This is a genomic window from Cupriavidus sp. DL-D2 (assembly GCF_039710735.1).
In the GTDB taxonomy this organism is placed as follows: Bacteria; Pseudomonadota; Gammaproteobacteria; order Burkholderiales; family Burkholderiaceae; genus Cupriavidus.
Genome location: NZ_JBDKXK010000009.1, coordinates 1 through 23,997 on the forward strand (window position 1 = coordinate 1; position 23,997 = coordinate 23,997).

General features: G+C 63.4%; 18 protein-coding genes, 1 pseudogene and 1 riboswitch. Of the genes and pseudogenes, 8 read left to right on the plus strand and 11 right to left on the minus strand.

All coding sequences use genetic code 11. From position 1 onward, the window contains the following. Positions 1-12: 12 nt before the first annotated feature. Positions 13-333 (minus strand): ModE family transcriptional regulator, encoded by a 321-nt coding sequence (locus tag ABDB81_RS07330; protein ID WP_346810518.1) that lies wholly within the window; start codon positions 331-333, stop codon positions 13-15. 116 nt (positions 334-449) lie between these two features. Here ABDB81_RS07330 and ABDB81_RS07335 point away from each other — a divergent pair, with 116 nt between their 5' ends. Beyond that, the gene (locus ABDB81_RS07335) at positions 450-1,583 is read left to right on the plus strand and encodes a substrate-binding domain-containing protein (protein WP_346810519.1); all 1,134 of its coding nucleotides are present in this window, start codon (positions 450-452) and stop codon (positions 1,581-1,583) included. A gap of 65 nt (positions 1,584-1,648) precedes the next feature. Here ABDB81_RS07335 and ABDB81_RS07340 read toward each other — a convergent pair whose 3' ends face one another. Next, positions 1,649-2,953 (minus strand): HAMP domain-containing sensor histidine kinase, encoded by a 1,305-nt coding sequence (locus ABDB81_RS07340; RefSeq protein WP_346810520.1) that lies wholly within the window; start codon positions 2,951-2,953, stop codon positions 1,649-1,651. Between the two features lie 45 nt (positions 2,954-2,998). Beyond that, positions 2,999-4,294, minus strand: a complete 1,296-nt coding sequence (cqsA, locus tag ABDB81_RS07345) for an alpha-hydroxyketone-type quorum-sensing autoinducer synthase (protein ID WP_346810521.1) — start codon at positions 4,292-4,294, stop codon at positions 2,999-3,001. Positions 4,295-4,672: 378 nt separating this feature from the next. On the opposite strand from cqsA, the gene ABDB81_RS07350 reads away from it, so the two are divergent. From ABDB81_RS07350 to ABDB81_RS07365, 4 genes are read left to right on the plus strand one after another with little or no spacing between them, the layout of a single operon-like run. After that, positions 4,673-4,945 (plus strand): hypothetical protein, encoded by a 273-nt coding sequence (locus tag ABDB81_RS07350; RefSeq protein ID WP_137925184.1) that lies wholly within the window; start codon positions 4,673-4,675, stop codon positions 4,943-4,945. Next, positions 4,942-5,991, plus strand: a complete 1,050-nt coding sequence (mdtN, locus tag ABDB81_RS07355; RefSeq protein ID WP_346810522.1) for a multidrug transporter subunit MdtN — start codon at positions 4,942-4,944, stop codon at positions 5,989-5,991. Before ABDB81_RS07350 ends, mdtN begins: the two co-directional genes overlap by 4 nt. Next, positions 5,972-7,948: an FUSC family protein gene (locus ABDB81_RS07360; protein WP_346810523.1), complete on the plus strand. Its 1,977-nt coding sequence runs from the start codon at positions 5,972-5,974 to the stop codon at positions 7,946-7,948. Before mdtN ends, ABDB81_RS07360 begins: the two co-directional genes overlap by 20 nt. After that, the gene (locus ABDB81_RS07365) at positions 7,915-9,447 is read left to right on the plus strand and encodes a TolC family protein (RefSeq protein WP_346810524.1); all 1,533 of its coding nucleotides are present in this window, start codon (positions 7,915-7,917) and stop codon (positions 9,445-9,447) included. Before ABDB81_RS07360 ends, ABDB81_RS07365 begins: the two co-directional genes overlap by 34 nt. Positions 9,448-9,646: 199 nt before the next feature. Here ABDB81_RS07365 and ABDB81_RS07370 read toward each other — a convergent pair. Both ABDB81_RS07370 and ABDB81_RS07375 read right to left on the minus strand, forming a co-directional pair. Further along, positions 9,647-9,889, minus strand: a pseudogene (locus ABDB81_RS07370) (VOC family protein); the annotation flags it as partial. Positions 9,890-9,908: 19 nt separating this feature from the next. Continuing rightward, entirely contained in the window at positions 9,909-10,811 is a 903-nt protein-coding gene (locus tag ABDB81_RS07375; protein ID WP_346810525.1) for a LysR substrate-binding domain-containing protein, read from the minus strand. Positions 10,812-10,921: 110 nt separating this feature from the next. Between ABDB81_RS07375 and ABDB81_RS07380 the strand changes: the two genes are divergently transcribed. Together ABDB81_RS07380 and ABDB81_RS07385 are read left to right on the plus strand one after the other, a co-directional pair. Next, the gene (locus tag ABDB81_RS07380) at positions 10,922-11,917 is read left to right on the plus strand and encodes a tripartite tricarboxylate transporter substrate binding protein (protein WP_171020404.1); all 996 of its coding nucleotides are present in this window, start codon (positions 10,922-10,924) and stop codon (positions 11,915-11,917) included. A 13-nt stretch (positions 11,918-11,930) separates the two neighbouring features. After that, entirely contained in the window at positions 11,931-13,382 is a 1,452-nt protein-coding gene (locus ABDB81_RS07385) for a D-aminoacylase (RefSeq protein ID WP_346810526.1), read from the plus strand. Here the strand turns inward: ABDB81_RS07385 and cobW are convergent. From cobW to ABDB81_RS07405, 4 genes are all read right to left on the minus strand, one after another. Further along, positions 13,371-14,435 carry a cobalamin biosynthesis protein CobW gene (cobW, locus tag ABDB81_RS07390; protein WP_346810527.1) on the minus strand — a complete coding sequence of 355 codons (1,065 nt, stop codon included), beginning with the start codon at positions 14,433-14,435 and terminating at the stop codon, positions 13,371-13,373. The genes ABDB81_RS07385 and cobW overlap by 12 nt on opposite strands. Positions 14,436-14,455: 20 nt before the next feature. Beyond that, positions 14,456-16,678, minus strand: coding sequence for a TonB-dependent receptor (locus ABDB81_RS07395; protein WP_346810528.1), 2,223 nt, complete (start codon positions 16,676-16,678; stop codon positions 14,456-14,458). Positions 16,679-16,710: 32 nt separating this feature from the next. After that, positions 16,711-16,962, minus strand: a riboswitch (cobalamin riboswitch). Between the two features lie 96 nt (positions 16,963-17,058). Continuing rightward, positions 17,059-18,723, minus strand: a complete 1,665-nt coding sequence (locus ABDB81_RS07400) for an ATP-binding cassette domain-containing protein (protein ID WP_160473712.1) — start codon at positions 18,721-18,723, stop codon at positions 17,059-17,061. 256 nt (positions 18,724-18,979) lie between these two features. Next, complete coding sequence (locus tag ABDB81_RS07405) at positions 18,980-19,912, minus strand: MBL fold metallo-hydrolase (RefSeq protein WP_346810529.1); 933 nt, start codon at positions 19,910-19,912, stop codon at positions 18,980-18,982. A gap of 461 nt (positions 19,913-20,373) precedes the next feature. On the opposite strand from ABDB81_RS07405, the gene ABDB81_RS07410 reads away from it, so the two are divergent. After that, positions 20,374-21,879: an aminotransferase class V-fold PLP-dependent enzyme gene (locus ABDB81_RS07410; RefSeq protein WP_346810530.1), complete on the plus strand. Its 1,506-nt coding sequence runs from the start codon at positions 20,374-20,376 to the stop codon at positions 21,877-21,879. Positions 21,880-21,894: 15 nt separating this feature from the next. On the opposite strand, the gene ABDB81_RS07415 is transcribed toward ABDB81_RS07410, so the two are convergent. Next, entirely contained in the window at positions 21,895-22,431 is a 537-nt protein-coding gene (locus ABDB81_RS07415; protein ID WP_346810531.1) for a ProQ/FinO family protein, read from the minus strand. A gap of 206 nt (positions 22,432-22,637) precedes the next feature. After that, entirely contained in the window at positions 22,638-23,996 is a 1,359-nt protein-coding gene (locus tag ABDB81_RS07420) for a PLP-dependent aminotransferase family protein (protein ID WP_346810532.1), read from the minus strand. Position 23,997: the final 1 nt, after the last annotated feature.

Below are 23,997 nucleotides of genomic sequence, written 5' to 3' on the forward strand. Positions count from 1 at the left end.
GGCGCTGGAAACTCAGTTCAGCAGTTCGAGCAGGGATTCAATCTCGCTGGCGCAGGCGCGGGCAGCGATGGATTCGATGCGGCGATACAGGTCGATAACCGCTTCACCTTCCTTTGTGAGGACGGTGCCACCCCGCGCTTCGCCGCCATGTTCGGAGACAACAGCCGGACTCCGCATCGCAGCGTTCAAATCCTGCACCAGCAGCCAGGCACGCCGATAAGACATCTGCATGCTGCGCGCTGCAGCGGAAATGGACCCATGATCCCGAATAGCTTCAAGCAGCGAGATCTTGCCGGGGCCGATGGCGATGACGTCCGCAACGGTCACCCGCATGCGAAACCTGACCTGGGCCTGGTTTTTGGTTTCCGGTTTTTTTGCCATGGCGGGCAGTCTACTGCATCCCATCCCGTGGGAGTGCGCTGTGCTGCTTCAGTGGCATCGATCGTGTCATGCTCCGCCGTTATATCCAGTGGTATATTTCGGGAACCGCGCTGACCCGGATACCTATCGCCATGAAGTTCCGCTTCGAATTGTCACCGTCCATCGATCTCGCTGAAGGCCCGCAGCCGGCTGGCAATGTGTTCAGCCTGCTGGGCGCCATTCGCGAAACCGGCTCGTTGCAGCAGGCTGCGCTGCGCGTGGGGCTTTCCTATCGCTACGCATGGGGCTCGATCCGCCACTGGGAGAGCCTGTTCGATCGCAGCATCGTCACGATGCAGCGGGGCAAGGGCGCCGAACTGACGCGCTTCGGCGAGAGCCTGCTGGTGGCGGAGAACCGGGTCCGGGAAGTTGTCGAGCCGGTCATCGAATCGGCAGCGGCGGAATTCCACCGGTATCTGGGCGATTCCCTGACGTCGCGCACGCAGGTGCGTTTCTCCGGCAGGCCAGATGCGGCGATCGACGTCATGAAGGATTCGCTTGCGATTGGCGAGGCCGATATGTCGCTCGATACCGTGTTCTGCGGTGCCGTGGATGGATTGATCTGCCTGCACGAACGTCAGGCGGAACTGGCGGGTTTCCACGTGTCGCCGGTCCATCAACCGGGCACGCGGCTTCATGCTGCGTTCAAGCCCTGGCTCAAACCGTCGGACGTGCGACTCGTGCGCGTGGCATGGCGCGATCAGGGACTCATGATGGCGCCGCGACTCGCCAGATCGGTAAAAAGCGTGGCGGACCTGGCCTCGCCCGACATCCGCTTTATCAATCGTGAACGTGGTTCCTCCACGCGCGCACTGTTCGACCAGGTGGTGACATCGGGTGGCGTCCATGCCGAGCGGATCGCCGGCTACGAGCGCTATGCCTTTGGCAATCGAATGGTGGGAGAGGCCGTGCAGCACGGAGAGGCCGATGTAGGCTTCGGCCTCCGGTCCACCGCCGAGACGCTCGGCCTGCACTACGTGCCGTTGACGCGCGAAGCGTATTACCTGGCCCTGCGCAACAGCGACCGCGACGCAGCATGGGTCACGGCGCTGCTCGATATGCTCCGGTCAGAACAGGTGGCGGGCCAGATCAGCGCCATTCCGGGCTATCAGCCGGAGCCTTCGCTGCGGCTGATGCCCGTGCATGAAGCCTTGCCCTGGTGACAGAGAGCCGGGCACGGGCGCAGGTCGCGCCGTTCGCAGACGCGGTGATCGAAGAATTTGTAGACTCAGCCCTTCGGTCTTGGAAACTGCAACTCGAACTCCGTGAACTCGTGTTCGACGGAGCGGCATGAGATCGACGCATTCCAGCTACGCAGCACGTCGCGGCAGAACGCCAGCCCGATGCCGGTTCCCCGGTGCGCCGGGTACGAGAAAAATGGCTGGAACATCTTGGCCAGGACGTGCGGCGGCATGCCCGTGGCGGTGTCGCGGAATATCACGCGGATGCCGGTGGGTGTGCCTTCGCAGCGGATGCGGATGTCGCCCTTGCCGGCCCGGCGAATGGCCTCCAGTGCGTTTTTTGTCAGGTTGGTGATGACGAGTGCGAACAGTTGCGCGTTGCCCATCACCAGCATGGGCTCGCATGTTTCAATCGTCACGATGTGCTGATGCTCGGGTTCGAATGGAAAGCGCTCGATGCTCTCGCGGACCGCGCTGCCGATATCGAACAGTTCCTGTCGCGCTGATCTGGGGTCCTTCGAATTGGCCACTAGTAGCTCGATGCTGCTATTCACATGGGCGATGTCGGCTTGCAATCGCGCCACTGCCTGCAGCAATGCCTCGCGCTGGGGGGCGCCGGCGTCCAGCGCGGCAGGCAGGCGGTTGCGTAGCGCGGTGGCCGTCATGCCGAGGCTGGTCAGCGGTGTGCGCAGTTCATGCGCCACGGTGGCCAGCGCCACGGCCATCCCGCGACGCTTCTGTTCCATCAGAAGCTGACGGTCGAGCTTGATGACCACCAGCACGGCAATCACGAAGGCGATGATCGGGATCTGCAGCAGCAAGGATGCCCAGGGTATGCCGGCCATGGAGTGGCCCGCGAGGACGAACATCGCAAATGCACCCGCAGCGCCTGCAATCAGGGCGATGGTCGCAAACGCCGCACTGAAGTGGTACAGCACCACCACGGCGATGATGACGGATTCCGCCCAGACCAGCGAGCCGTGATTCTCCAGGTAGAAAAAGATAAAGGCGAACGGCATCCCGACCGTTATTGCAAACAGGGCATACGCAGGCAGCCACCGTTTGTGCGAGAGCGCAGAGGCGAAGAGCAGCGGCACGAACAGTGCCGTGCAGATCAGCCTCAGCCAGATGTTCTCGTACGGTTGCGGAAAGACATAGGACCAGATGACGAAGTACAGCGGATGGCCGAGCACACCCAGCGCACCCACCATCTGGATGCGCCGCAGCCGCATGACGCTCTCTTCGTCGAGCAGTGTGGTGCGCGACGCCGACTCGAACACAGCCCGCCATAACTTCATGGCAGGCCGTGTCTGCGGTGCGTCGCCGCTTGCTTGCTCTTGCGTGGCTTCCATCTCCAGCGTTGTCTCCTGGATCCTAGAGGGTTCGGGCGCTTTCGTTCAATGTTGTTGCTCGTCTTTCCCGCGGCTCGCCGGCTGCGTGTTGCGGGGAACGCGGTGCGCGCGGCGCGTGGACGACCATTCTGCCAGCCTGACCTCGTCCCGGATCTCCGCAAGCACACTGATCAACCGGTCGATATCCGAAGCGGCTAGTTTCGCATGCAGAGTAAGGCGCATCAATGCCCTATTCTTGGGGGTGGCCGGCGAGCAGAATACCGCGCCGAAAATGCCGCGTCGCTGCAAGGCATCGCGCAGCACCATGACCTGTGGCTCGGTGCCCGCCTCCAGCCCGATGATCTGCTCGGACCCGTCACTGATGTTGTAGCCTAGTTCGGCAATCGCGGTACGCGTATGGCGCGTGATCGCATGCAGGTCGGCGCGCCGGTCGTCCGCTGCCGCAATGAAATCCGTTGCGGCATCGAACCATGCAATCTCATGCCGCAACAGGCCAGAACTGAAAATGGCCGGTCGCGCCTCCACGGCAAAAAAATCCTTGAACGCCGTGGAACAGGTCACGAATCCGGCCCGACCGGCAAACGCCTTGGCCAGTGACGCCGTCCTGAAATGCACGCGCTCCGAGAGTCCGAGTTCGGGCACCAGTCCGCCGCCGGAGGGCCCGTGCGTACCCAGCGCGTGGGACTCGTCCACCACCAGTACCGATCCCGAACGCTCCGCGACCTCGACAAAATCCCGGATGGGCGCGACGCTGCCCGTCGTGCTGTAGACCGAATCCACCATGATGACGCCGGGACCATTGCGCTCGATCTGCCGCGCCGCATGGCCAAAATCGTTGTGGCGAACCGGCACGGCGGTGGCGCCGGCCGCGCTGATACCTTCCCACAGCGAAGCGTGCCCGTTCGTGTCGATGTACACCGGCACGCCGGGGCCGGCAATGCATTGGACCAATCCCACGTTTGCCGCCCAGCCAGACTGTGCGATCAAGCCATCCTCCGCCTGCATCAATGCGGCCAGCTTGCGCTCGACGCGCTGCTGGGGGGTGTCGCCGTGGCGGAAGACGGAAGACATCAGCAGTTCGGGCTGTTCGTCGAGCAGCGCGCGGGCCTGCGCCTGCACCAGCGGCGCCTCGCCCAGCAGGCAGAGATAGTCGTTGCTGCTCAGGTGAAGGGCATCCGGTCCCGGGGTCCGACCATGCAGCAGATGATCCCCTCCCCACAACGTGCCCATCCGGTCGATGAAATGCGTGTCCATCCGGGTAGAGATCCAGGCCGGAAGCGGCGCGGATTTGCTGCGACTGACAGAATTTGTCAGGTGTTGGTGAAGATCGGAAAACGACATCGGATTCCCTCCAGGTCGTAACTGCCAGGGTTAAAGGTGAAAAACGAGTGAAAAAGCGTGTTGAGAAAGCTTGAGGCTTACAGAGGTAACGCACAGTGGGCCCTCCTGCCTATTGGTACGAACCGAGGGAGTCCCCGATAAGAAACGTCGCCAAATCACAACATCAGGAACGTTTCACCCCCGGCAATCACCGGGAATCTCCTGATCTTGACGAATAACGGGACGCGATCACGCCAAGCATGATTCCGCCAGGCAGATCATGCGTCGTGGCAGGTCAAGTCCAACATGGATTAACGCCCGAGCCCGTTCGACGGATACCAGACAATCCGAAAGTGGCGCTGTTATATTGCCAACACCGATTCTGCCGCTCCTCCGCCCATGGCACGCCCGTTTGCATTGGTTGCGTTGATTGCGTTGGCTACTTCCCTGCACGGTTGCGCAGGCGCTCCCTCCATTGGTCTGTTCGGGGCGTATTTCCCGCTCTGGCTGTTGAGTGCGCTGGCTGGCATTGCTGGCGCCGTCGTGGCCTGGCGGGTATTCATCGCAACGGGACTGGTTGAAACGGTCCCGTTTCAACTGCTGGTCAACACAGCGATTGGCCTGATGATTGCCGAAATCGTCTGGCTGATCGGGTCGGGACACATCCCATGAAAATGGCTGGCACCCCCCGTCGTCCCCTGCGCGGGAAACTGATCGCGCTGGCTATCGTAATGCTGGCCGTTCTCCTGTCCGTCTACGCCTGGCAACGCACGGCACGCTATCCATCCTCCGACGATGCTTCGCTGGACGCCGATATGGTGCACGTGGCATCGCCCGTGGGTGGCCGCATCGCCCGCATCCTGGTCACGGAAAACCAGCACGTAAAAAAGGGCGAGGTCCTGTTTGAAATCGATCCGGTGCCTTACCGGCTGGCCGTGGAGCAGGCCCAGGCAGATCTGGCCCTTGCGCAGGCCACGCTGGGCACGCGCCGGCGGGCCATTGGCAGTGAGCAGGCCACCGCATCGGTGGCGTCCGAGCAAATCGCCCGCGCGGAGCAGAACTACGCGCTGACGGTGCGCACGGTGGAGCGCCTGCGCCCACTGGCCGCCGATGGCTACGTACCAAAGCAGCAATTGGACCAGGCCGAGGTGGCCCGGCGCGACGCGGCGGTATCACTCAAGCAGGCACAGACACAGCGGGCCGGTACGGCGCAGGCGGTAGGCAAGGATGACGATGCAATCGCCACTGTGCGAGCCCGCGAGGCCGCATTGGCCATCGTGCAGCGCGCACTCGACGACACCGTGGTCCGCGCGCCGCACGATGGCCGTATCAGTGGGCTGAACGTGTTGTCGGGCGAAGTGGTCCTCCCCAACCAGTCCCTGTTTCTGCTTGTGCATACCGGCGAATGGTTTGCCGTCGCCAATTTCCGCGAAACCCAGCTTGCCGATATCCATATCGGCGATTGCGCCACGGTCTATTCGATGATCGATCGCCGCCACGCATTGCGCGGTACCGTGGAAGGCATCGGCGTGGGCATTACCGATACCGACCGGATCAATCTGCCGCGTGCGCTGCCCTATGTGCAGCCCTCGGTGAACTGGGTGCGCGTGGCGCGCCGTTTCCCGGTACGGATCAAGCTCGATGAACCGCCCGAGAGTCTCGCGCGGGTAGGCGCCAGTGCAACCGTAGAGGTGCGCCATGGCGCCGCCTGCCGCTGAACCATTGCGTCGCCGCCCGCGTGACCTGGTCGCGCTGCTCGCACCATTCCCGGGACGCACTGCCGCTACGACCCGCATCGCAGCGGCCAGCACGCTGACGGTACTGATTTCGGCGATTTACGGCACCCCCGAAGCCGCCATCTCCGCCTACGTGATCTTCTTCATCAATCGCGCGGACCGCACCAGCAGCATCGTGATGAGCGTGGCGGCGCTGGTACTGGTCAGCATCATCATTGGCCTGGTGATCCTGCTGGCGGATTTCACCGTCGATAACCCGATGCTGCGCGTGGCATGCATGGCTCTGGTGTCAGCCGCGCTGTTGTTCCTGACGTCCGCCAGCAAGCTTCGCCCGATCGGCGCGATCCTCGCCATGATCATCGGCTTCGGGCTCGATGAGCTTGGACTCGTTCCCGCCGGCGAACTCGCCACGCGCGCGCTGTTGTACGCGTGGCTGATGGTGGCGATTCCCATTGGCGCAAATGTCGTGGTCAACCTCGCCATGGGACCGTCGCCACGCCGCCTTGCTTGTGATCGATTGGCGCAATGCCTGCGCGTGGCAGCGCAAGTATTGCGTGCAGGTCATGCGCGCTCCGATGTGCCCCCTGATGGCGTGCAGCCCGTGGCCGGCTGGTTGAAGCTCGCCAGGTTGGAAGGCACCGTCAACGCTGCGGATTATCGGGCGCTGCAACAGGCGGCGACATCGACGACGGCCATCCTGATGGCTGTCGATGTGACCGGCCGGGAACCGGCTGCGCAGTTGCCGCGTGGGTTTGCGATGCCGATGGCCGATACGGTTGATGCCATGGCGAGCATGCTGGAGAAGGGCGGGTATCCCGTGGAGATTGAAGTGGTGATGCCAGACGCCAGCCTGCTGACGCCGGTGCAGCAATCCATCGTCGCGGCATTGCGCTCGGCCATCGAGGGCTATGCAGAAGGTATCGAAGAGAAGTCTCCCGCTTCACTACAGGCCGAAAAAACCGGCGGTTTCCTCGATGCCGACGCCTTCACGAATCGGTCCCACATCCACTACGCGCTCAAGACCACGGGCGCTGCCATGTTCTGCTATTTGCTCTATCAGCAGTTGAATTGGCCGGGCATTCATACGTGTTTCATCACGTGCTACCTGGTGTCACTCGGCACCATGGCGGAGACCGTAGAGAAACTGACGCTACGCCTGACTGGCTGTCTGGTGGGCGCGGTCGCCGGCACAGCGGCCATCGTCTACGTGGTGCCCGAGTTGACCTCGGTGGGTGGACTGCTGACGCTGGTGTTCGTGGGAACGTGGCTGTCGGCATGGGTCGCGCAGGGATCCCCGCGCATTGCCTATGCAGGCTTCCAGATCGCGTTCGCGTTCTACCTCTGCGTGATTCAGGGCGCGGGACCCGGCTTCGACCTGACCATAGCGCGCGACCGTGTCATCGGCATCATCATCGGCAATCTGGTGGTCTACCTCGTGTTCACGCGGATCTGGCCCGTCAGTATCGCCTCGCGTATCGAGACAGGTTTCGTCGCCTTGCTGCGCCAGTGGCAGCAACTCGTTGATGCACGTCCGTCGATCGCACGGCGTCAGCACGCTATCGCTGCGCTCGCCCTGCAGGGGAGTGTCGCGCAGGATCTTCAACTGGCGCGATACGAGCCGGCTTCGGTCGGCCCCGGTACGGACTGGATCGAAGATCGGCGCAAACAACTAAGTGTGCTCGATGCCATCGCCGGCCCTTTGTTCTTGCTGGCGGAACGAAGTCCCGGCGATCCGGCCATTGCGGATCGGCTTCGGCGCTTGCAATCGATGGATGCACCAATCCCAACCACTGGTCATACGGCGTCACCATCCGGCGACGACACGCATTCGGTGCTGCTCGCCATGGTCGATCGATCGATCGATGGCCAGACCTTCTCCGGGCGATTCCACCTCATCTCCATCCCATGCGCAAACCTGAGCTGCTGGCGCTTTCGATGATCGTCCTGGCCTTGAGCGGATGCGCGACATCCTCGCTCGATCTCGCGCCGCCGCAACCGGATCGTCCGTGGCAACCCACGACAACGGCCACTGGCGAAATCGTCGCGGGCGCTGCTGCGAAAGCGGCGCCGCAAGACAAACCTTCCCGTTACACGCTACCGGCCAATAGCGCACTGGCCACGATTGCCCCTCCATCGCAGCTCGACCCGACGCACGCCTATTCGCTGCCCGAACTGATCGATCTGGCGGAATCGTCGAATCCGCTGACGCGTATCGCATGGAACGATGCGCGCAATGCGGCACTGGCCGCCGGCATCGCGCGTAGCAGCTACCTGCCGCATATTTCGGCGGCGGCGATGGGCGGCTATCAGAACGGGCACTTGTCCACGCCAACGCCTCTGGGGCAGGCGGGTGCCGATGTGTCGCACCACGGCGCGGTATCGGTGCTGTCGCTGCAATGGTTGCTGTTCGATTTCGGCGAAAGGGCTGGCATCGTGGAGGCGGCGGAGCAAACCACGGTGGCGGCCAATATCGCGTTCACGGCGTTGCACCAGCGCATCATCCACGATGTCAGCGTGGCGTACTACCGGTTCCAGGCAGCCCGCTCGCGCTCGGCCACCGTCGAGCAGGCCATGAGCAATGCCGATGCGGTGCTTGTTGCAGCCAAGGCGCGCTTCGATCGCGGAATAGGCACGGTAGTGGAAGTTGCTCAGGCCACCCAGAACCGGGCGCAAACCAATCTGGCGATGGTGCAGGCTCAGGGCGCCCAGACCGACGCCTATCTCGGGTTGATCACTGCGATCGGCATCTCGCCGCTATCGAAGCCACGCATCGCGGAGATGCCCGTGCGGACACTGTCTCCTGCGCTGAGAAACTCCGTCGAGCAGATCGTCGAGAACGCGATTGCGCAGCGACCGGACGTGTTGGGTGCCTACGCGGTGGAGCGCGCCAATCAGGCGCGGGTGAGGGCGGCCGAAGCGGCGTTCCTGCCGAAGGTGTTTGTATCCGGCTTCGTTTCGTACGCATCGGGCGGATCGGCGATTACCGCGATTCCCCCAGTCGGCCAGCAGCCACCGACGGTCAACCTCAACGGCTATCGCTACGGCAACAGCGTGTTCCTGGGCGTGACCGTACCGATCTATGACGGTGGCCTGCGCTCGGCAACGCTGGCGCAGGCGCGTAACGATGTGGACAGTGCCTCGGCAAGACTGACGCGTGCCAAGGAGGAATCGGTACGACAGGTAGTGGTCAGCCAGAGCGCGCTGGAAACAAGCCTGGCAGCGTACGACGCCGCCCGCGCATTGGCCGACGCTGCGCAAACCACCTACAACGCCGCATTCGCGGCATATCGGAAGGGCGTGGGCACCATCACGGAAACCAACCTCGCGCAAAACCAGCTACTGCTGGCACGCAATGCATCGGCCGACGCCTACAGCGGCGCGCTCGCTGCCGCGGCGGGACTGGCACTGGCGACGGGCTCGATAGGGAATGGGCGGTAGGGGTGTATCAAAACCAGCGTGTGCGAAATGCCTTCGTCCGTTGCTATGCGCACCCCTCTCCCATGCAGTGGGAGAGGGGTGGGGGTGAGGGTATGCGCTTCAAATTGCGGCGTGTTGGTGATTGCACCGCTGGCCCTCACCCCCAGCCCCTCTCCCGCGGGGAGAGGGGAGACAACACGCTGTATTGATCCCGCCTGCGTCACGCAGGCAGATGACAGACCGCCTCGATGTTGTGGCCATCCGGATCGAGCACGAACGCGCCATAGTAGTCGGGGTGATAGTGCGCGCGAATACCAGGTCCACCGTTGTCGCGGCCGCCGGCCGAAATGGCAGCCTGATAGAACGCATCGACCATCGCCCGGCTATCCACCCGAAACGCCACATGAATCGGCGGCTGGTTCGGCGTACCCCGGCTGATCCAGAATTCTGGCTTCCCCGGCGGCCAGCTGGATTTGGCCCTTTCACTCCGACCGTCGCGCCAGCAACCATTCCCGCAGCACCCGCACAGCGGGCGCGTCCATACGCTCGCGGCGGCGCACGAGGTAGTAGCCACGTTGCGACGGCAGCGATGGACGATTCAGTTGCACGACACGTCCTTCGCGCAGACTGTCAGCACATGCGTAGTCAGGCACCAGCGCCGCGCCCAGCCCGGCCTCGGCAGCCTTGAGCGCAAACGTCACGAGGTTGTACTCCGTGCCGCCGGGCAGCGGAAGCTCGATCCCATCATCGAGGTCGCGCAGATAGCTCGCCCACGAACTCGGCGCAGTGGTGTGGTACAGCAATGGGAGGGCGGCGATGCGCGCCGCTGACATCGGCAGTCGACCGGACACGAGTTCACGCGATGCCACAGGCAGGGTGCGGACGCTGTGCAAGAGGTCGGCATGCTCGTCGTCGAGACCGTTTTCCGCAAAGACGATGGCCGCATCGAGCCCCGCATCGCGCAGCGATACGGCCCCGATATGATTGGCGACGTGAATGCGAATCTCGGGATGCGCGGCCGCAAAGCCGCACAGGCGCGGCATCACCCATAGCAGGCCGAACGTGTTCGGCACGGACAGGCGCACTTCGCGCATGCGCTGGGCGGCACCGGAGGTGGCGACGGTTGCCGCTTCCAGCTGATCGAGCAGGGGACGGATACGCGCGAGGTAAGCGGCGCCCTCGTCGTTCAGTGTCAGCCGTGCGTTATTGCGGTCGAACAGCGCTGTGCCCAGAAAGCCTTCCAGATCCAGAAGCTGCTTGCTGACCGCGCCTTGGCTGAGGCCCAGTTCATCTGCCGCCGCCGTCACGCTGCCACGACGCGCGATGGTCTCGAACGTGTTCAGGTTCACCACGGAGGGAATGTGACGCCGGGCAGGATGTTTCATGTCATCAAAAAAAGGAATGGATGCTTGCCGAAACTTCGATATACATCGACATGTGCGTGGGCGCACCATAGCGCGTTCCTACAGAGTTTGCACGCCCCGAGAGGTTGACGATGACGACATCCCCGAGACACAAAGCCATTGAATTTCTTAAAGCCGGAGCGATTGCGGCCGTGATGCTGACGGCCGGTGCCGCACAGGCCGCCGATTGGCCAGCCGGCAAGCCCATCACGCTGATCGTGCCAGCCGCAGCGGGCAGCACACCCGACCAGTCGAGCCGCAAGCTGGCGCAATACCTGGGTGAAAAACTCGGCACTTCCGTAGTGGTGGACAACCGCCCCGGCGCGGCGGGCAGCATCGCCATGCAGACACTGGTGCGCAGCAAGCCGGACGGCTACACCATTGGCTTCGGCAACATCGTGACGATGGCGATCAACCGCAGCCTGCTGGCGCGTCCTGGCTATGACGCGGACAAGGATCTTGTACCCGTGAGTGCGACTACGACCGTGCCGAACATCCTGGCGGTCAATGCAGGATTGCCGATCCGCAGCGTCAAGGAACTGATTGACTACGCACGCAAGAACCCCGGAAAGCTGACGATGGGCTCGGGCGGTAATGGCACTACCAGTCACCTCAGTGGCGAAATGCTTCGGGATCAGGCGCATATCGACTTCCGCCATATTCCCTACCGGGGCGCTCCGCAGGCGCAGATCGATGTCATCAGCGGCCAGGTGGATTTCATGTTCGACAACGTGCCGTCGATCCTTTCCGCGGTGCAGGGCAACAAGCTGCGCGCCATTGCCGTGACCAGCAAGTCGCGACTGCCGGTACTGCCGAACGTGCCGACGATGGATGAATCCGGGCTGCCCGGTTTCGAGGTCAACGCATGGGGCGGCATCGTGGCGCCCGCCGGTACGCCGCGCCCCGTGGTAGAGCGTCTTAACCGCGAGATCAATGCGTATCTGCAACTGCCCGCGACGCGCAAGGATGCCGAGCAGAACGGTTCGGTCGTGGTGGGTGGATCGCCCGAGGCGTTCGCGCAGATGATTGCGAAAGAAAGCCGCAAATGGGGCGATCTGATCCGCAAGGCCAATATCAAACTCGACTGATCGGGAGTTCACCATGTTCGATTTGATATTGCGCGGCGGCGATGTGATCGATGGCACCGGTGCTGCGCGCTACCGTGCCGATGTGGCAGTGCAGGGCGGAGAGATCGTCTTCATTGGCGATGCCGTGGGCCAGCGCGCCCATCGCGACCTTGACGTAGCCGGGATGGTAGTTGCGCCGGGCTTTATCGACAGCCATGCGCACGATGACCGTGCCGTGCTGGAGATGCCAGGCATGGCGCCGAAGATTTCGCAAGGCGTGACCACGGTGGTGAACGGTAACTGCGGCATCAGCCTGGCACCGTACAAGCAGAGTGGCGGCGATCCGCCGTTGCCGCTGCGTACCGTCGATCCGCAGTGGCGCTTCGCGGCGTTCGGCCAATATCTCGATGCACTCGATGCCACGCCCGCAGCGGTCAACGTGGCATCGCTGGTCGGCCATACGGCGTTGCGCGCGGTGCATCAGGCGGATCTCGACCGACCCGCGACGGAAGCGGAAGTCGAGGCGATGCGACAAGCCGCCAATGCCGCGCTGGAGCAGGGCGCGATCGGCATGTCCACGGGCACGTTCTATCCGCCTGCAGCCTCGGCACCCACCGAGGAAATCATTGGCGTGGGCCGCGACCTGAAACAGTTCGGTGGCGTCTATGCCACGCATATGCGCACCGAAGGCGACGGTGTGATCGAAGCCATCGAAGAATCGGCGCAGATTGCACGCGCGCTCGATGTCCGGCTGGTGATTTCTCATCACAAGGTCATCGGCAAGCCCAACTTCGGACGCACGCGCGAAACGTTGGCACGCATCGGTGAACTGGGGCGCAGCCAGAAAATTTGTCTGGATTGCTATCCGTACACGGCGTCGTCGTCTTTGCTGCGCGCGGAGCGACTGGCCATCAGCGATGAAATCCTGATCACGTACTCACGTTCGGAGCCGAAGAGCGCGGGCCGCAAGCTGTCGGATCTGGCGCAGGAATGGCAATGCTCGCGCGCCGAGGCGCTGGCCCGCGTGATGCCCGGCATGGGCATGTACTTCTTCATGGACGAAGGCGACGTACAGCGCGTGCTGGCGTATCGCGACACGATGATCGGCTCCGACGGCATACCGTCGGACGACTATCCACATCCGCGCCTGTGGGGTACGTTCACGCGTCTGTTGGGACACTACAGCCGCGATCTTGGGTTGCTGACGCTGGAGCAGACCGTACACAAGATGACGGGCATGACCGCGCATGCGTTCGGGCTGGCGGGGCGCGGCGAGATTCGGGAAGGGCATGCCGCCGATATCACCGTGTTCGATCCGCGCACGGTGAAAGACGTGGCGACCTATCTCGATCCGCGGCAACCGTCCGCCGGTATCGCCCGCGTATTTGTGAACGGGCAGGCGGTGTGGGAGCACGGCGCCGCAACGGGCATACGACCCGGACAAAGCCTGCGGCGCCGCGCTCGCAACACGACCTCAACCAGCTAGCGCGGCGTCCAGCGCAGCCTGTAGAACGGCACCATCGAGGTCCTGCCCGATCAGCACCACACGCGTACCCTTCGGCTCTTCGGCCCGCCATGCGCGGTCGAAGTAGCTGTCGAAGCGTTGGCCCACGCCATGCAGCACCAGCCGCATCGGCTTGCCGGGCAGTTCGGCGAAACCCTTCACACGATAAATCGTGTGGTTGGCCACCAGCTTCTGCAGCGCGGCGATCAGCGCGTCACGATCGACAGTGCCAGCTTCCACGACCACGGAGTCGAACTCGTCGTGATGGTGATCGGCGTGATCCGGATCATCGGCGTTGCCATGGTGATCCACGCGCAGATGGATCGTGTCTTCCGACGCGCGATTGAGACCCAGCAGGCTGTTCACATCGTGCGAACCGGCCTGCGCCGGGACGATCTTCACTTCCGCAGGAATCTCCGGACGCACCAGTGCTTCGACGGCGGCGATCTGCGTAGCGTCCATCATGTCGATCTTGTTCAGGATCACCAGATCGGCGCTGGCAAGCTGATCTTCGAACAGCTCGTGCAGCGGCGATTCATGATCGAGGTTCGGATCGGCGCGGCGTTGTTCGTCCACTGCGACGGGATTCGCTGCGAACTGACCGGCTGCGGCAGCGGGACCATCGACCACGGTCACCACGGAATCCACGGTAAAAGCATTGCGGATGCTGGGCCAATGGAACGCCTGCACCAGCGGCTTGGGCAATGCCAGACCCGACGTCTCGATCAGCACATGATCGATCTGGTCGCGACGCTCCAGCAACTGCTCCATCACGGGGAAGAACTCTTCCTGCACCGTGCAGCACAGACAGCCATTGGCCAGTTCATAGAGCTGGCCCGTAGGTTCGCCCGCGTCGTCGCAGCCGATGCCGCAACCCTTGAGGATCTCGCCATCGATGCCCAGTTCGCCGAACTCGTTGACGATCACGGCGATGCGGCGACCGTTGGCGTTATCCAGGATATGGCGCAGCAGGGTGGTCTTGCCGCTGCCGAGAAAGCCGGTGACGATGGTTGCAGGAATTTTCGAGGTTTGCATGGAAATACCCTCTCTGGGCCTCAGAAATAGAAGTTAGCGGACAGTTCCGCCGAACGCGGGCGTCCCAGCAGCCACTGCTGGCCGCCATTCGAAAACGACTCCGCGTAGTCGCGGTTGAACAGGTTATAGACGCGCAGCGTCAGTGCTGCCTGCTTCGATACGCGCCATGACAGCGCAGTATCGACGGTGGTATAGCTTGGCACGCGTACCCGGTTGGCGGTATCGGCATAACGGCCGCCCACGTAACGCAGGCCCGCGCCGAGCGTCCACTGCGGCACGAAATTCCACGTCAGCCACGCATTGGCGGCCTGCTGCGGCACGCTGGTCGGCACGTTGCCGGCGCGTGACACCGAGACGCCGCCCACCGCTTCGTTGAAATCGTCATAGCGCGCGCGTAGCACCGTGCCGTTGACGTCGAGGCGCAGGCCACGCAGCACTTCCACGCTGGCCGATGCTTCCAGCCCGCGCGACGACTGCTCGCCTACCTGCTGCGTGATCGTCGGATTCACGGGATCGCGCGAGAGCAGATCTTTCTTGCGAATCTCGTAGGCCGCAAACGTCCATTCGCCGCGATTGCCCCAGAACGCCTGTTTCACGCCCACTTCCACCTGCTTGCCCGTGGCAAGGTTGAAGTTGCGCTGCGCATCGCTCGTGGTGATCAGCGCGCCCAACGGATCGGTGGCCGTCGCGTATTGCGCGTAGACCGAGACGCTCGGCGTGAACTGATACACCGTGCCCACGCGCCAAGTGGTGTTGGCGAAGGTCTTCTCCCAACCGGTGTTGGCGATCAGATCGGTGCGATACAGCTTGGCATGATCGAAACGCACGCCACCGATGACAGACCACTGCGGCGTGAACGCGATGCGGTGTTCGCCAAACAGCGCGTATTGCGTGGTGTTGGAGCGCGTGCGCGGCGACGTCACGATGCCCGGCGGGCTGAAGAACATCCCCGGATCGAAGTCGTACGCATTGACCGTGGAGCTGCCACCGTATGGCGAGTTGTTCGAATGCGTGAAGTTGATCTTGTTGATGTCGAAGCCGACGGTCGTGGCGTTATCGAGACCGAACACCTTGCTCTTGACCGTCATGTCCGCACGGTTGCCCACCTGTTCCTGGTCATGCAGGATTTCGAGGTAGTCGCCCCGGCGCACCTGCGAGGTGGCCGGCAGGTACGTATAACTCTCGCTGTCGCGCCAGTGGCGATGGCTGGTCAGGTAGTAGAACTGGTTGCGCACCGTGACGCGATCGTTCGGCGTCCATTCGGCATTCAGGCGCGTCCAGCGGTCCCGGTAGCTGATTTCCGCATCGCCGACGTTGTAGTTTTTCTTGCGCAGCGAAGTGTCCAGGCTGCCGTTGACCAGCGGCGTGCCGAGGTACTGCTGCGGATGCTGCGTGCCATCGTCATAGGACAGCGTCAGGTTGAAATCCGGATTCACATCGAGACGCACCGATGCCGATACCATCAGGTTGTTCGAATCGCCGCGATCCACCCATCCCGCCGAGCGGTTGTAGGCCGTGGCAAAGCGGTACGAGAGGTTGTCATTCACTTTGCCGCCACTGTCGAACGCGACGCGTGCGGTTTTCTCGGTGCCGCCCCCGATCTGCAGTTCGTTCTCGATGGGGCCGCGAATCGGTTTCTTCTGCACCACGTTGACCACGCCGCCGATGGCGCCTTCGCCATACATGACCGATGCGGGGCCGCGCAGCACTTCGATGCGATCGACGGACCACGTATCGAACGGGAACGTCACCGTGCCCGATGCCACGTACATGCGCGTGCCGTCGAGCAACTGCATGACCGAGCCCTGGCCCGCGAAACCGCGTGCGGCCAGTGCCGTGCCGCCGTTGCCAGGTGCCGGGTTGGCCGTGATACCGGTGGCGCGGGTCACGGCCTCGCGTACGGATTGGTCGCCCCGCGCGCGGATGGTTTCACCGCTCAATACTTCCACGCTGGCCGGTGTTTCCAGCGGCGTCAGGCCAAGGCGGCTGCCCGTGAACTCGGGTTTCGACAGAGACAGTCCCGGCAATGCGGTCTCGCTGACCGTGACGGCGGGCAGGGTCTTGTTGTCGGACTCGGATGCGGATTCCTGTGCGAACGCGCAGGGAATGTTGAAACTGGCGACAGTGCCGACGGAGGCAACAGATGCGACGAGCGCACGCGAGCGCCATCCACGCGCGGTACGCGACGAGAATTCAGCCGTGCGCGAGCGGCCAGCGGGATGCGCAGACAGGTTGTATTTCATCGTGAAGCCGGACGACCCCGTCCGGACAATAGGTGTCGATGATGACAACAGGCCGGTATCCGGGCTCGCAGGCTGGAAACTGATGTTTCCGGGACACCATCGCCTTCCCGCGGCAGTGAAGCTGCCACAGTGACCGTCGATCCGACAAACTCAGGATCGACTTGATGGTTCCCAAACCTGCTTACCGTTGCGGGGGCAGCACAGGCTTCGCCGCGAAGGGCGGCATTCCTGTTTCCCGTTTAACCCATGAATGACTCACAGGCACCTGCATCACGTACGGCACGCAAGGGGTGCGTGCCGCGGGCCGCATTTTACTCCTATTGTTTGCTCCCCTCTCCAGCCATGCGGGAGAGGGGAGCAACACCGGCCCGCCAACCGCGTTAGGCTGCGGCGGCTTCCTCGCGCATGCGGCGCGCTTCGTCGCGCAGGAACTGCTGGTAATCGTCCAGGTCGCCGTCGAAAGGCTCGACGCCGCCCTTGGTCACCAGCCAGAACTCGTCGCACACGGCGCGCAGCAGGGCGCGATCGTGGCTGACCAGCATCACCGTGCCTTCGAATTCATTGAGCGCCATGCCGAGGGCTTCGCGGGTGGACAGGTCCAGGTGGTTGGTCGGTTCGTCGAGCAGCAGCAGGTTGGGGCGCTGCCACACGATCATGCAGAGCACCAGCCGCGCCTTTTCTCCGCCGCTCATCGTGCCCACGGCCTGGTGCACCATGTCGCCACTGAAATTGAAGGAGCCCAGGAAGGTGCGCAGCGCTTGCTCGCCACCGCTCTGGCCGGGGGCGCGCAGATGCGGCGGCGTGTCCTTGGCCAGGCGGATCATGTGCTCCATCGGCGTGTCCAGCGGCCGCAGCACGTCCAGCTCCTGCTGCGCGAAGTAGCCGATATTCAGGCCCTTGCCTTCGCTGATCTCGCCGGTAATGGGTTGCAGCGCGTGCGCCACCGTCTTCACCAGCGTGGACTTGCCCTGGCCATTGGCACCGAGAATGCCGATGCGCTGCCCGGCCAGCACGGAGCGGTTGATGCCCTTGACGATGACGGTGGGTGGCGTGCCCGGCTGCGCTTCCTCCGGCGCCGGATAGCCGAAGCTCGCATCGAGCATCGACAGCAACGGGTTGGGGATATTGAGCGGTTCCTTGAACTCGAACGTGAACTCCGCATCGGCCAGCACCGGCGCGATCTTCTCCATGCGTTCGAGCGCCTTGACCCGGCTCTGCGCCTGCTTGGCCTTCGATGCCTTGGCCTTGAAGCGGTCGATGAACTTCTGCAGGTGCGCGATCTTTTCTGCCTGCTTGGCCACGGCGGCCTGCTGCAGCACAAGCTGCTCGGCGCGCATGTCTTCGAACTTGCTGTAGTTGCCGCCGTAGCGCACCAGTTGCTGGTTATCGACGTGCACGGTTACCTGCGTCACTGCATCGAGGAATTCGCGATCGTGGCTGATTACGACCATCGTGCCCTGATACCGCTTGAGCCACGCTTCCAGCCAGACCAGGGCGTCGAGGTCCAAGTGGTTGGTGGGTTCGTCGAGCAGCAGCAGATCGGACGGGCACATCAGGGCACGCGCCAGTTGCAGCCGCATGCGCCAGCCGCCGGAGAAGCTGTTCACCGGCTGGCTGAGTTGCGCCGCGCTGAAGCCCAGGCCCAGGATCAGCGCCTGCGCACGCGCGGGCGCGTCGTGCGCGCCGGCATCGTGCAAGGCCATGTAGGCGTGCGCCATGCGCATGCCATCGTCGCTGGCCTCGGCCTCGGCCACTTCTTGCTGCGCGGCCAGCAACACGGTGTCACCTTCCACCACGAAATCGGTCGCGCTCTGCTCGGTCTCGGGCATGTCCTGCGCAACCTGGCCCATTTTCCAGGACGGCGGAATCGAGAATTCGCCGCTGTCTTCATGCAGCGTGCCATTCAGCAGGCCGAAAAAGGACGACTTGCCGGCACCATTGCGGCCAACGAGCCCAATTTTTTCGCCAGGGTTGAAAGTGACGGACGCGCGGTCGAGCACGACATTGACGCCACGGCGCAGCGTGACATTACGGACGGAAATCATAGGAGCGGCTTCGGAGAGGACACGCATGATAGCCGACCAGGCGGTGCAGGGCTGTGTCTTTCTGGCAGCAGACCTCTGCCGCCCACCCATCGACACCCCAGAAAAAGCGTCGCTAGCCGCACTCCGATGCCACAACGCATGGCGTCGCACGCTACAAAAAAAACGCCGCGCGTCTTGTGAACGCGCGGCGTATGGAACACCACAAGTACTGACTATCCGCCGGAGCGCGACGGGTAAGCCGGGATCCGTCAGTGGATCAGTAGTCCCACTGCACCGGCACGAAGCGGAACTTCTTGCCATCCTTGGCAACGTGTCCGATCGACGGGAAGGCCACGTGTGCGGCGGCCAGCATCGAGCCCGTTTCGGCGGCTTCGTTCAGCAGCGCGATACGGACTTCCGTGGCCACTTCGGGTTCGTGTTCGAAGCCGTTTTGCCAATCGGGATTGTGGAAGCCCACTTCGAAGATCGCGTCGCCCACGAACGTCAGCTTCTCGCCCTTGGATGCCACGTCCACCACGCAGTGACCCGGCGTATGGCCTCCGGTCACGCGTGCTGACACACCCGTAGCCACTTCCACGGTCTGGTCGAACTGGACGATGTTCTCGCTGTAGAGCTGCACGAACGTATTGGCGGCCTTGCGCAGCGCGGGCGGCACCGCTTCCGGCATCACCGTCTTGCTGAAGTCCGGGTTCTTCCAGAACTCCACTTCCGCGGCTGCCACGTGGATGCGCACGTCAGGACGCAGCTTGGCCTTGACGCCGTCGTTGTTCAGGCCGCCCACGTGGTCCATGTGCATGTGCGTGATCACGATATCGGTGATGGCAGCCAGGTCGATCCCCGCCGTCTCCAGGCGCATCACCGAGCGGCCGGCACGCGAGAAGTATTCGAAGCCGTCGCCCACGCCCGAGTCCACCAGGATCAGGCGGTCGCCGCTGCGTACCAGGGCGATGTTCAGCGCCCAGTCGAACATGTCACGTTGCAGGAAGCGATCGTCGAACCATTGGTTGCGGTCCGATTCGGACACGTTGGTAGACATGGTGGAGGTCGGCAGCGGCAGGACGCCATCGCTGATCAGCACGACATCGACATCGCCCACGCGCACGGCGTAGCGGGAAGACACGAGTTCGCCAGCACTTTCCTTGCCAAGGGCGGCGATCACCGGCTGCACATTGCGGGTTGTTTCGGTCATTTTCAGGTCCTGTTCATCATGTGGGGTAACCCGCGCTCGGCGGCGGGGTGCGATCCGCTTCATTGCGCGGACATCCTCTCCTCGACAGTCGCGGCGGCTTTCTTTGAAGCTTGTGCAGCTATCGTTGGAACGGATTGTAGGCAGGCAGGACGTGCGCCAGTAGACGCGTGGAAGCGCTCAGCATGTTGAACGGAAGGCAACAATCACCGGAGGGAACGGACCCCGGCGCGCTTCACCTTCTCGCGGCCTCGGCAGGACCGATGCTGACGATCTGTAGGGGAGGCGAGCCGTCGCGCCTCACAAGCCGTCAGTCCGTGGCGCCGGACTGAATGCGCCAAATTTTTCTCTCGGATGTGCATTCGGTAGGATCGTATGCTACGTAGTCACCGGTCGATGAGGGATTTTGGAAGCAAGTTCCGGTGCCTTCGTCGTAGCATTTCTATCCTTCTGAAGGATGAACGATGAGCACGGACACTCTGCGGTATTTCGACTATGCGGCCACTACACCGGCGGACCCCCGGGTCATGGAGGCCATGTTCCACTGCCTGGGGCCCGCTGGCGTATTCGGAAACCCTGCGTCGAACACCCACGCGGCAGGGCTTAAGGCAAGGGATGCGGTAGAACAGGCCCGTGCACAGGTAGCCGCGCTCATTGGTGCGGAGCCATCCGAGATTGTCTGGACGTCCGGTGCGACAGAGTCGAACAACCTCGCACTCAAGGGCTTTTTCGACAGCGAGCCGACGCGCCGCCATCTGGTGACCAGCAAGCTTGAGCACAAGGCCATTCTCGATACGGCGTCGCACCTGGGGCAGCTCGGCGTGTCCGTTTCCTACCTCACGCCGGACCCATCGGGCGAGATTTCGCCGGCCGCTGTCAAGGCGGCTTGCAGCCATCACACCGGCCTCGTCTCGCTGATGATGGTGAACAACGAGATCGGCACCCTCACCAATATTGCCGAGATCTCGCAGATCGTTCACGCCGCCGGGGCGCTGCTTCACGTGGATGCGGCGCAAGCTGCCGGCAAGACCGCGATTGACGTGAAGGCGATGGGCATCGACCTGTTGTCGATGTCGGCTCACAAGTTCTATGGCCCGAAAGGCATCGGCGCGCTCTATGTGAGTCGCCAGGCGGCATCGCGCATCGCCTGCCAGATGCACGGCGGCGGACATGAGCAGGGGCTGCGATCTGGCACCCTTCCCACGCACCAGATCGTCGGTATGGGAACGGCTTGCGAGCTGGCGCGTACCGAGATGGCATCGGACAACGCACGCATCGCGCAACTCGGCGAACGCTTGCTGAACGGCGTGCGAGCGTTGGGGGGTGTAACGCAGAACGTCAGTGCCGCGACCCGCATCCCGCATACACTCAGCCTGACTGTGGAACTGCCCCGTTTTCTGCCGAGCATGCTGTCCGACGATCTGGCCATTTCTTCAACGTCGGCCTGCAATTCGGCGGCCGGCAAAGCGTCGCACGTGTTGACGGGCGTCGGTCTGGATGACGATGCCGCGGCGCGCACGGTCCGCCTGAGCCTTGGACGCTTCACCACGGCGGAAGACGTGGATGTTGCAATCGATTGCTTCCGCAAAGCGATGGAACGCTGCAGGGATGTGGGCGCGGGCCTGCCGGGCATGCAGATCAGGCAACTTTCGGATGACATGAGCGTGGCGCCGCAGTTAAGCGAAGCCGACGTGCGCGCGGCGCATGCGCTGGGGTTCCGTTCCATCGTCTGCAACCGGCACGATGGCGAGGCTGCCGGGCAGGTCCAGTTCGAATCAATCGCGGAGGTGGCCAGCTCGCTTGGCATGGCCGCGCACTACCTGCCCGTCAAATCCGGCGATGTCACGGCGGAAGCTGCCACTGCCTTCGGCGTGCTGATGGCCGAACTGCCTAAGCCCATCCTTGCGTACTGCCGCACCGGAACCCGGTCGGCCACGCTGTGGCATATGGCTGGCACCGGGCAAGGCTGACGGGGCGGCAGGGGACTAGCCGGCGTTCTCGGTAGGGGATTTCTGCCGCCGGTTGCGCAGATGCCGTGCACCGGCAGCTTCGGCTTCCGTGACATGACCGGCAGCGGACCCATCCAGCGCCAGCCTCGCGGCGCCTTCCACCACCGCATCCCAATACCGGATGCCGCGGCACCACATGGAAAGCGCTGCACGAATTTCCTCCTCGCTCATGCGCAGCGAATCCTTCTGCAAAAGAAGGTCCTCGAGCATGCCGACCTTGAGGGGCACTTTGGGAGCTGGCTTCTTGGGAAAAGCGAGAGGGAACTGCTTCTGCAATCGTCCGAGCAGAACCACCGTCGGATCCACGTCATTCTTGGGTGAACGCGTGGTTGCCGGCGCCTTGGGAGGCCTGGAGGCGCGCGACTTGTCGCGCCGCGTCTCCTGGGCAGGGTCTGCCACTTTGGCCTCGGCGGCTGCGCCCGTCTTCGGCGATGGCGTCTTTCGTTGCTGGCCTTGCTCGCGAGCCTTCGCTGCGAGGAGCGCCTTCAAATCTGCTAGTTGTTCGAAACCCATAAGTCACTACCCGTGGAAACTGCGCGCCATTGTAACTGGGTCGGTCCTGCACCTGGAGGACGATGCGTCATTCAGGTGGAAGCCAGCAAATCGACCAGCATCTTCCCGGCCGGCGACAAACGTATCGCGAAGCCGCGCGAGCAGTTGGCGTTAGGCCCAGAATACACACGCGAACACGTTTCATGCTGCGGCTCACCACTGTGGATTCAGCGCATGGATGCAACGATTCTCGCAAGCGTTTCGCACGCGGCATCGAGGTTGTCGAGGCGCAGGTTCGTCGTGCTGAGTAGCAGGCCCTGTTGTGCGTGACTGCGGCGAAGGTACCAGGCCGAGAGGGCCGAAGGCGCGAGGCCGCGCGAGCGGGCAATGTCGACGACAGCGGTGTCGTTGGCGGTCGGTGGAAGCGGTGCGATCAGGCCAAGGCCCGCAGTCAGCGTGCCAGGCAGGAACGCGTTGAGACGGTCCAGCGCAAGACTGCGGCGCCTGGCATAGAGCGTCTTCATCCGGCGTAGGTGCCGCAGAAAGTGCCCACCCTTCAGAAACTCCGTGACTGCCAACTGGGTGGTCAGGTTCGGAGCCGGCGCCAACACGGCAGCGACCTCGACCAAACGCTCTGCCACCGAGTGCGGGGCGACGACGAAACCGAGACCCAGCGCCGGGCTGATCGTCTTGCTGAACGCGCCAATATGAACCACGCGCTCCGCGCCTTCACCCGCCGCAAGGGCCGGTGCTGCCCGGCCGTCGATCTGTAGCTCTCCCAGATAGTCGTCTTCGATGATCCAGGCGTTCTTTGTCGTTGCCCAGTCGAGCAAGGCGTGTCTTCTTGCCGGCGACAGGGTCACGCCAAGCGGTGCGTGCTGGCCGGGGGAGACCAGCGCCAACAGGGCGTCTGGCGCGCTGGCGATGCCATCTTCCACGCGCAGGCCCTCGGCATCTACGGGGACGGGTTCCACTTCGGCCCCCATCAGTTCCAGCGCGCGCCTTCCGAGCGGGTAACCTGGCTCCTCTATCCACGCCTTGCGCCCGTGCGCGCGCAGTGCCGTCAGCGCAATCATCAGGCCCTGCCGGTATCCGCTGGTGACGATGATCTGATCGGGATGGCATTGCACGTGCCGGCTGACGGCCAGATAGCTGGCGATCTGGGCCCGTAACCCGGGCTCCCCGCGTGGATCGGCGTAGGTCGTGAACGTGATGGCATCGGTGCGTACGGCACGTGTGCGCAGGCGGGCCCAGAGTTTGGCGGGAAACGCGTCATCGGCGGGTACGCCCATCTGGAACGGCAGCGGAGCGCTCGAATACGGGCGAGTGAACCCTGCCAACGGCCCGTCGAGTGGCGATTCCTCGTCGGCTCGCCCGGCCAGCAACCTTGCGCATACGCGGGTGCCTGCGGAGCCGGCGCCGAGCACCAGGTTCTCGGCAATCAACCGATCGTAGACCACGCGGATGGTGCCGCGCGCGACACCGAGCTGCGTCGCGAGATCCCGGCCAGACGGCAAACGCTGGCCGGATGCCAGCCGACCGTCGACGATTGCCTGTCGCAGGCTCGCATGGATCTGGTCGCCGATG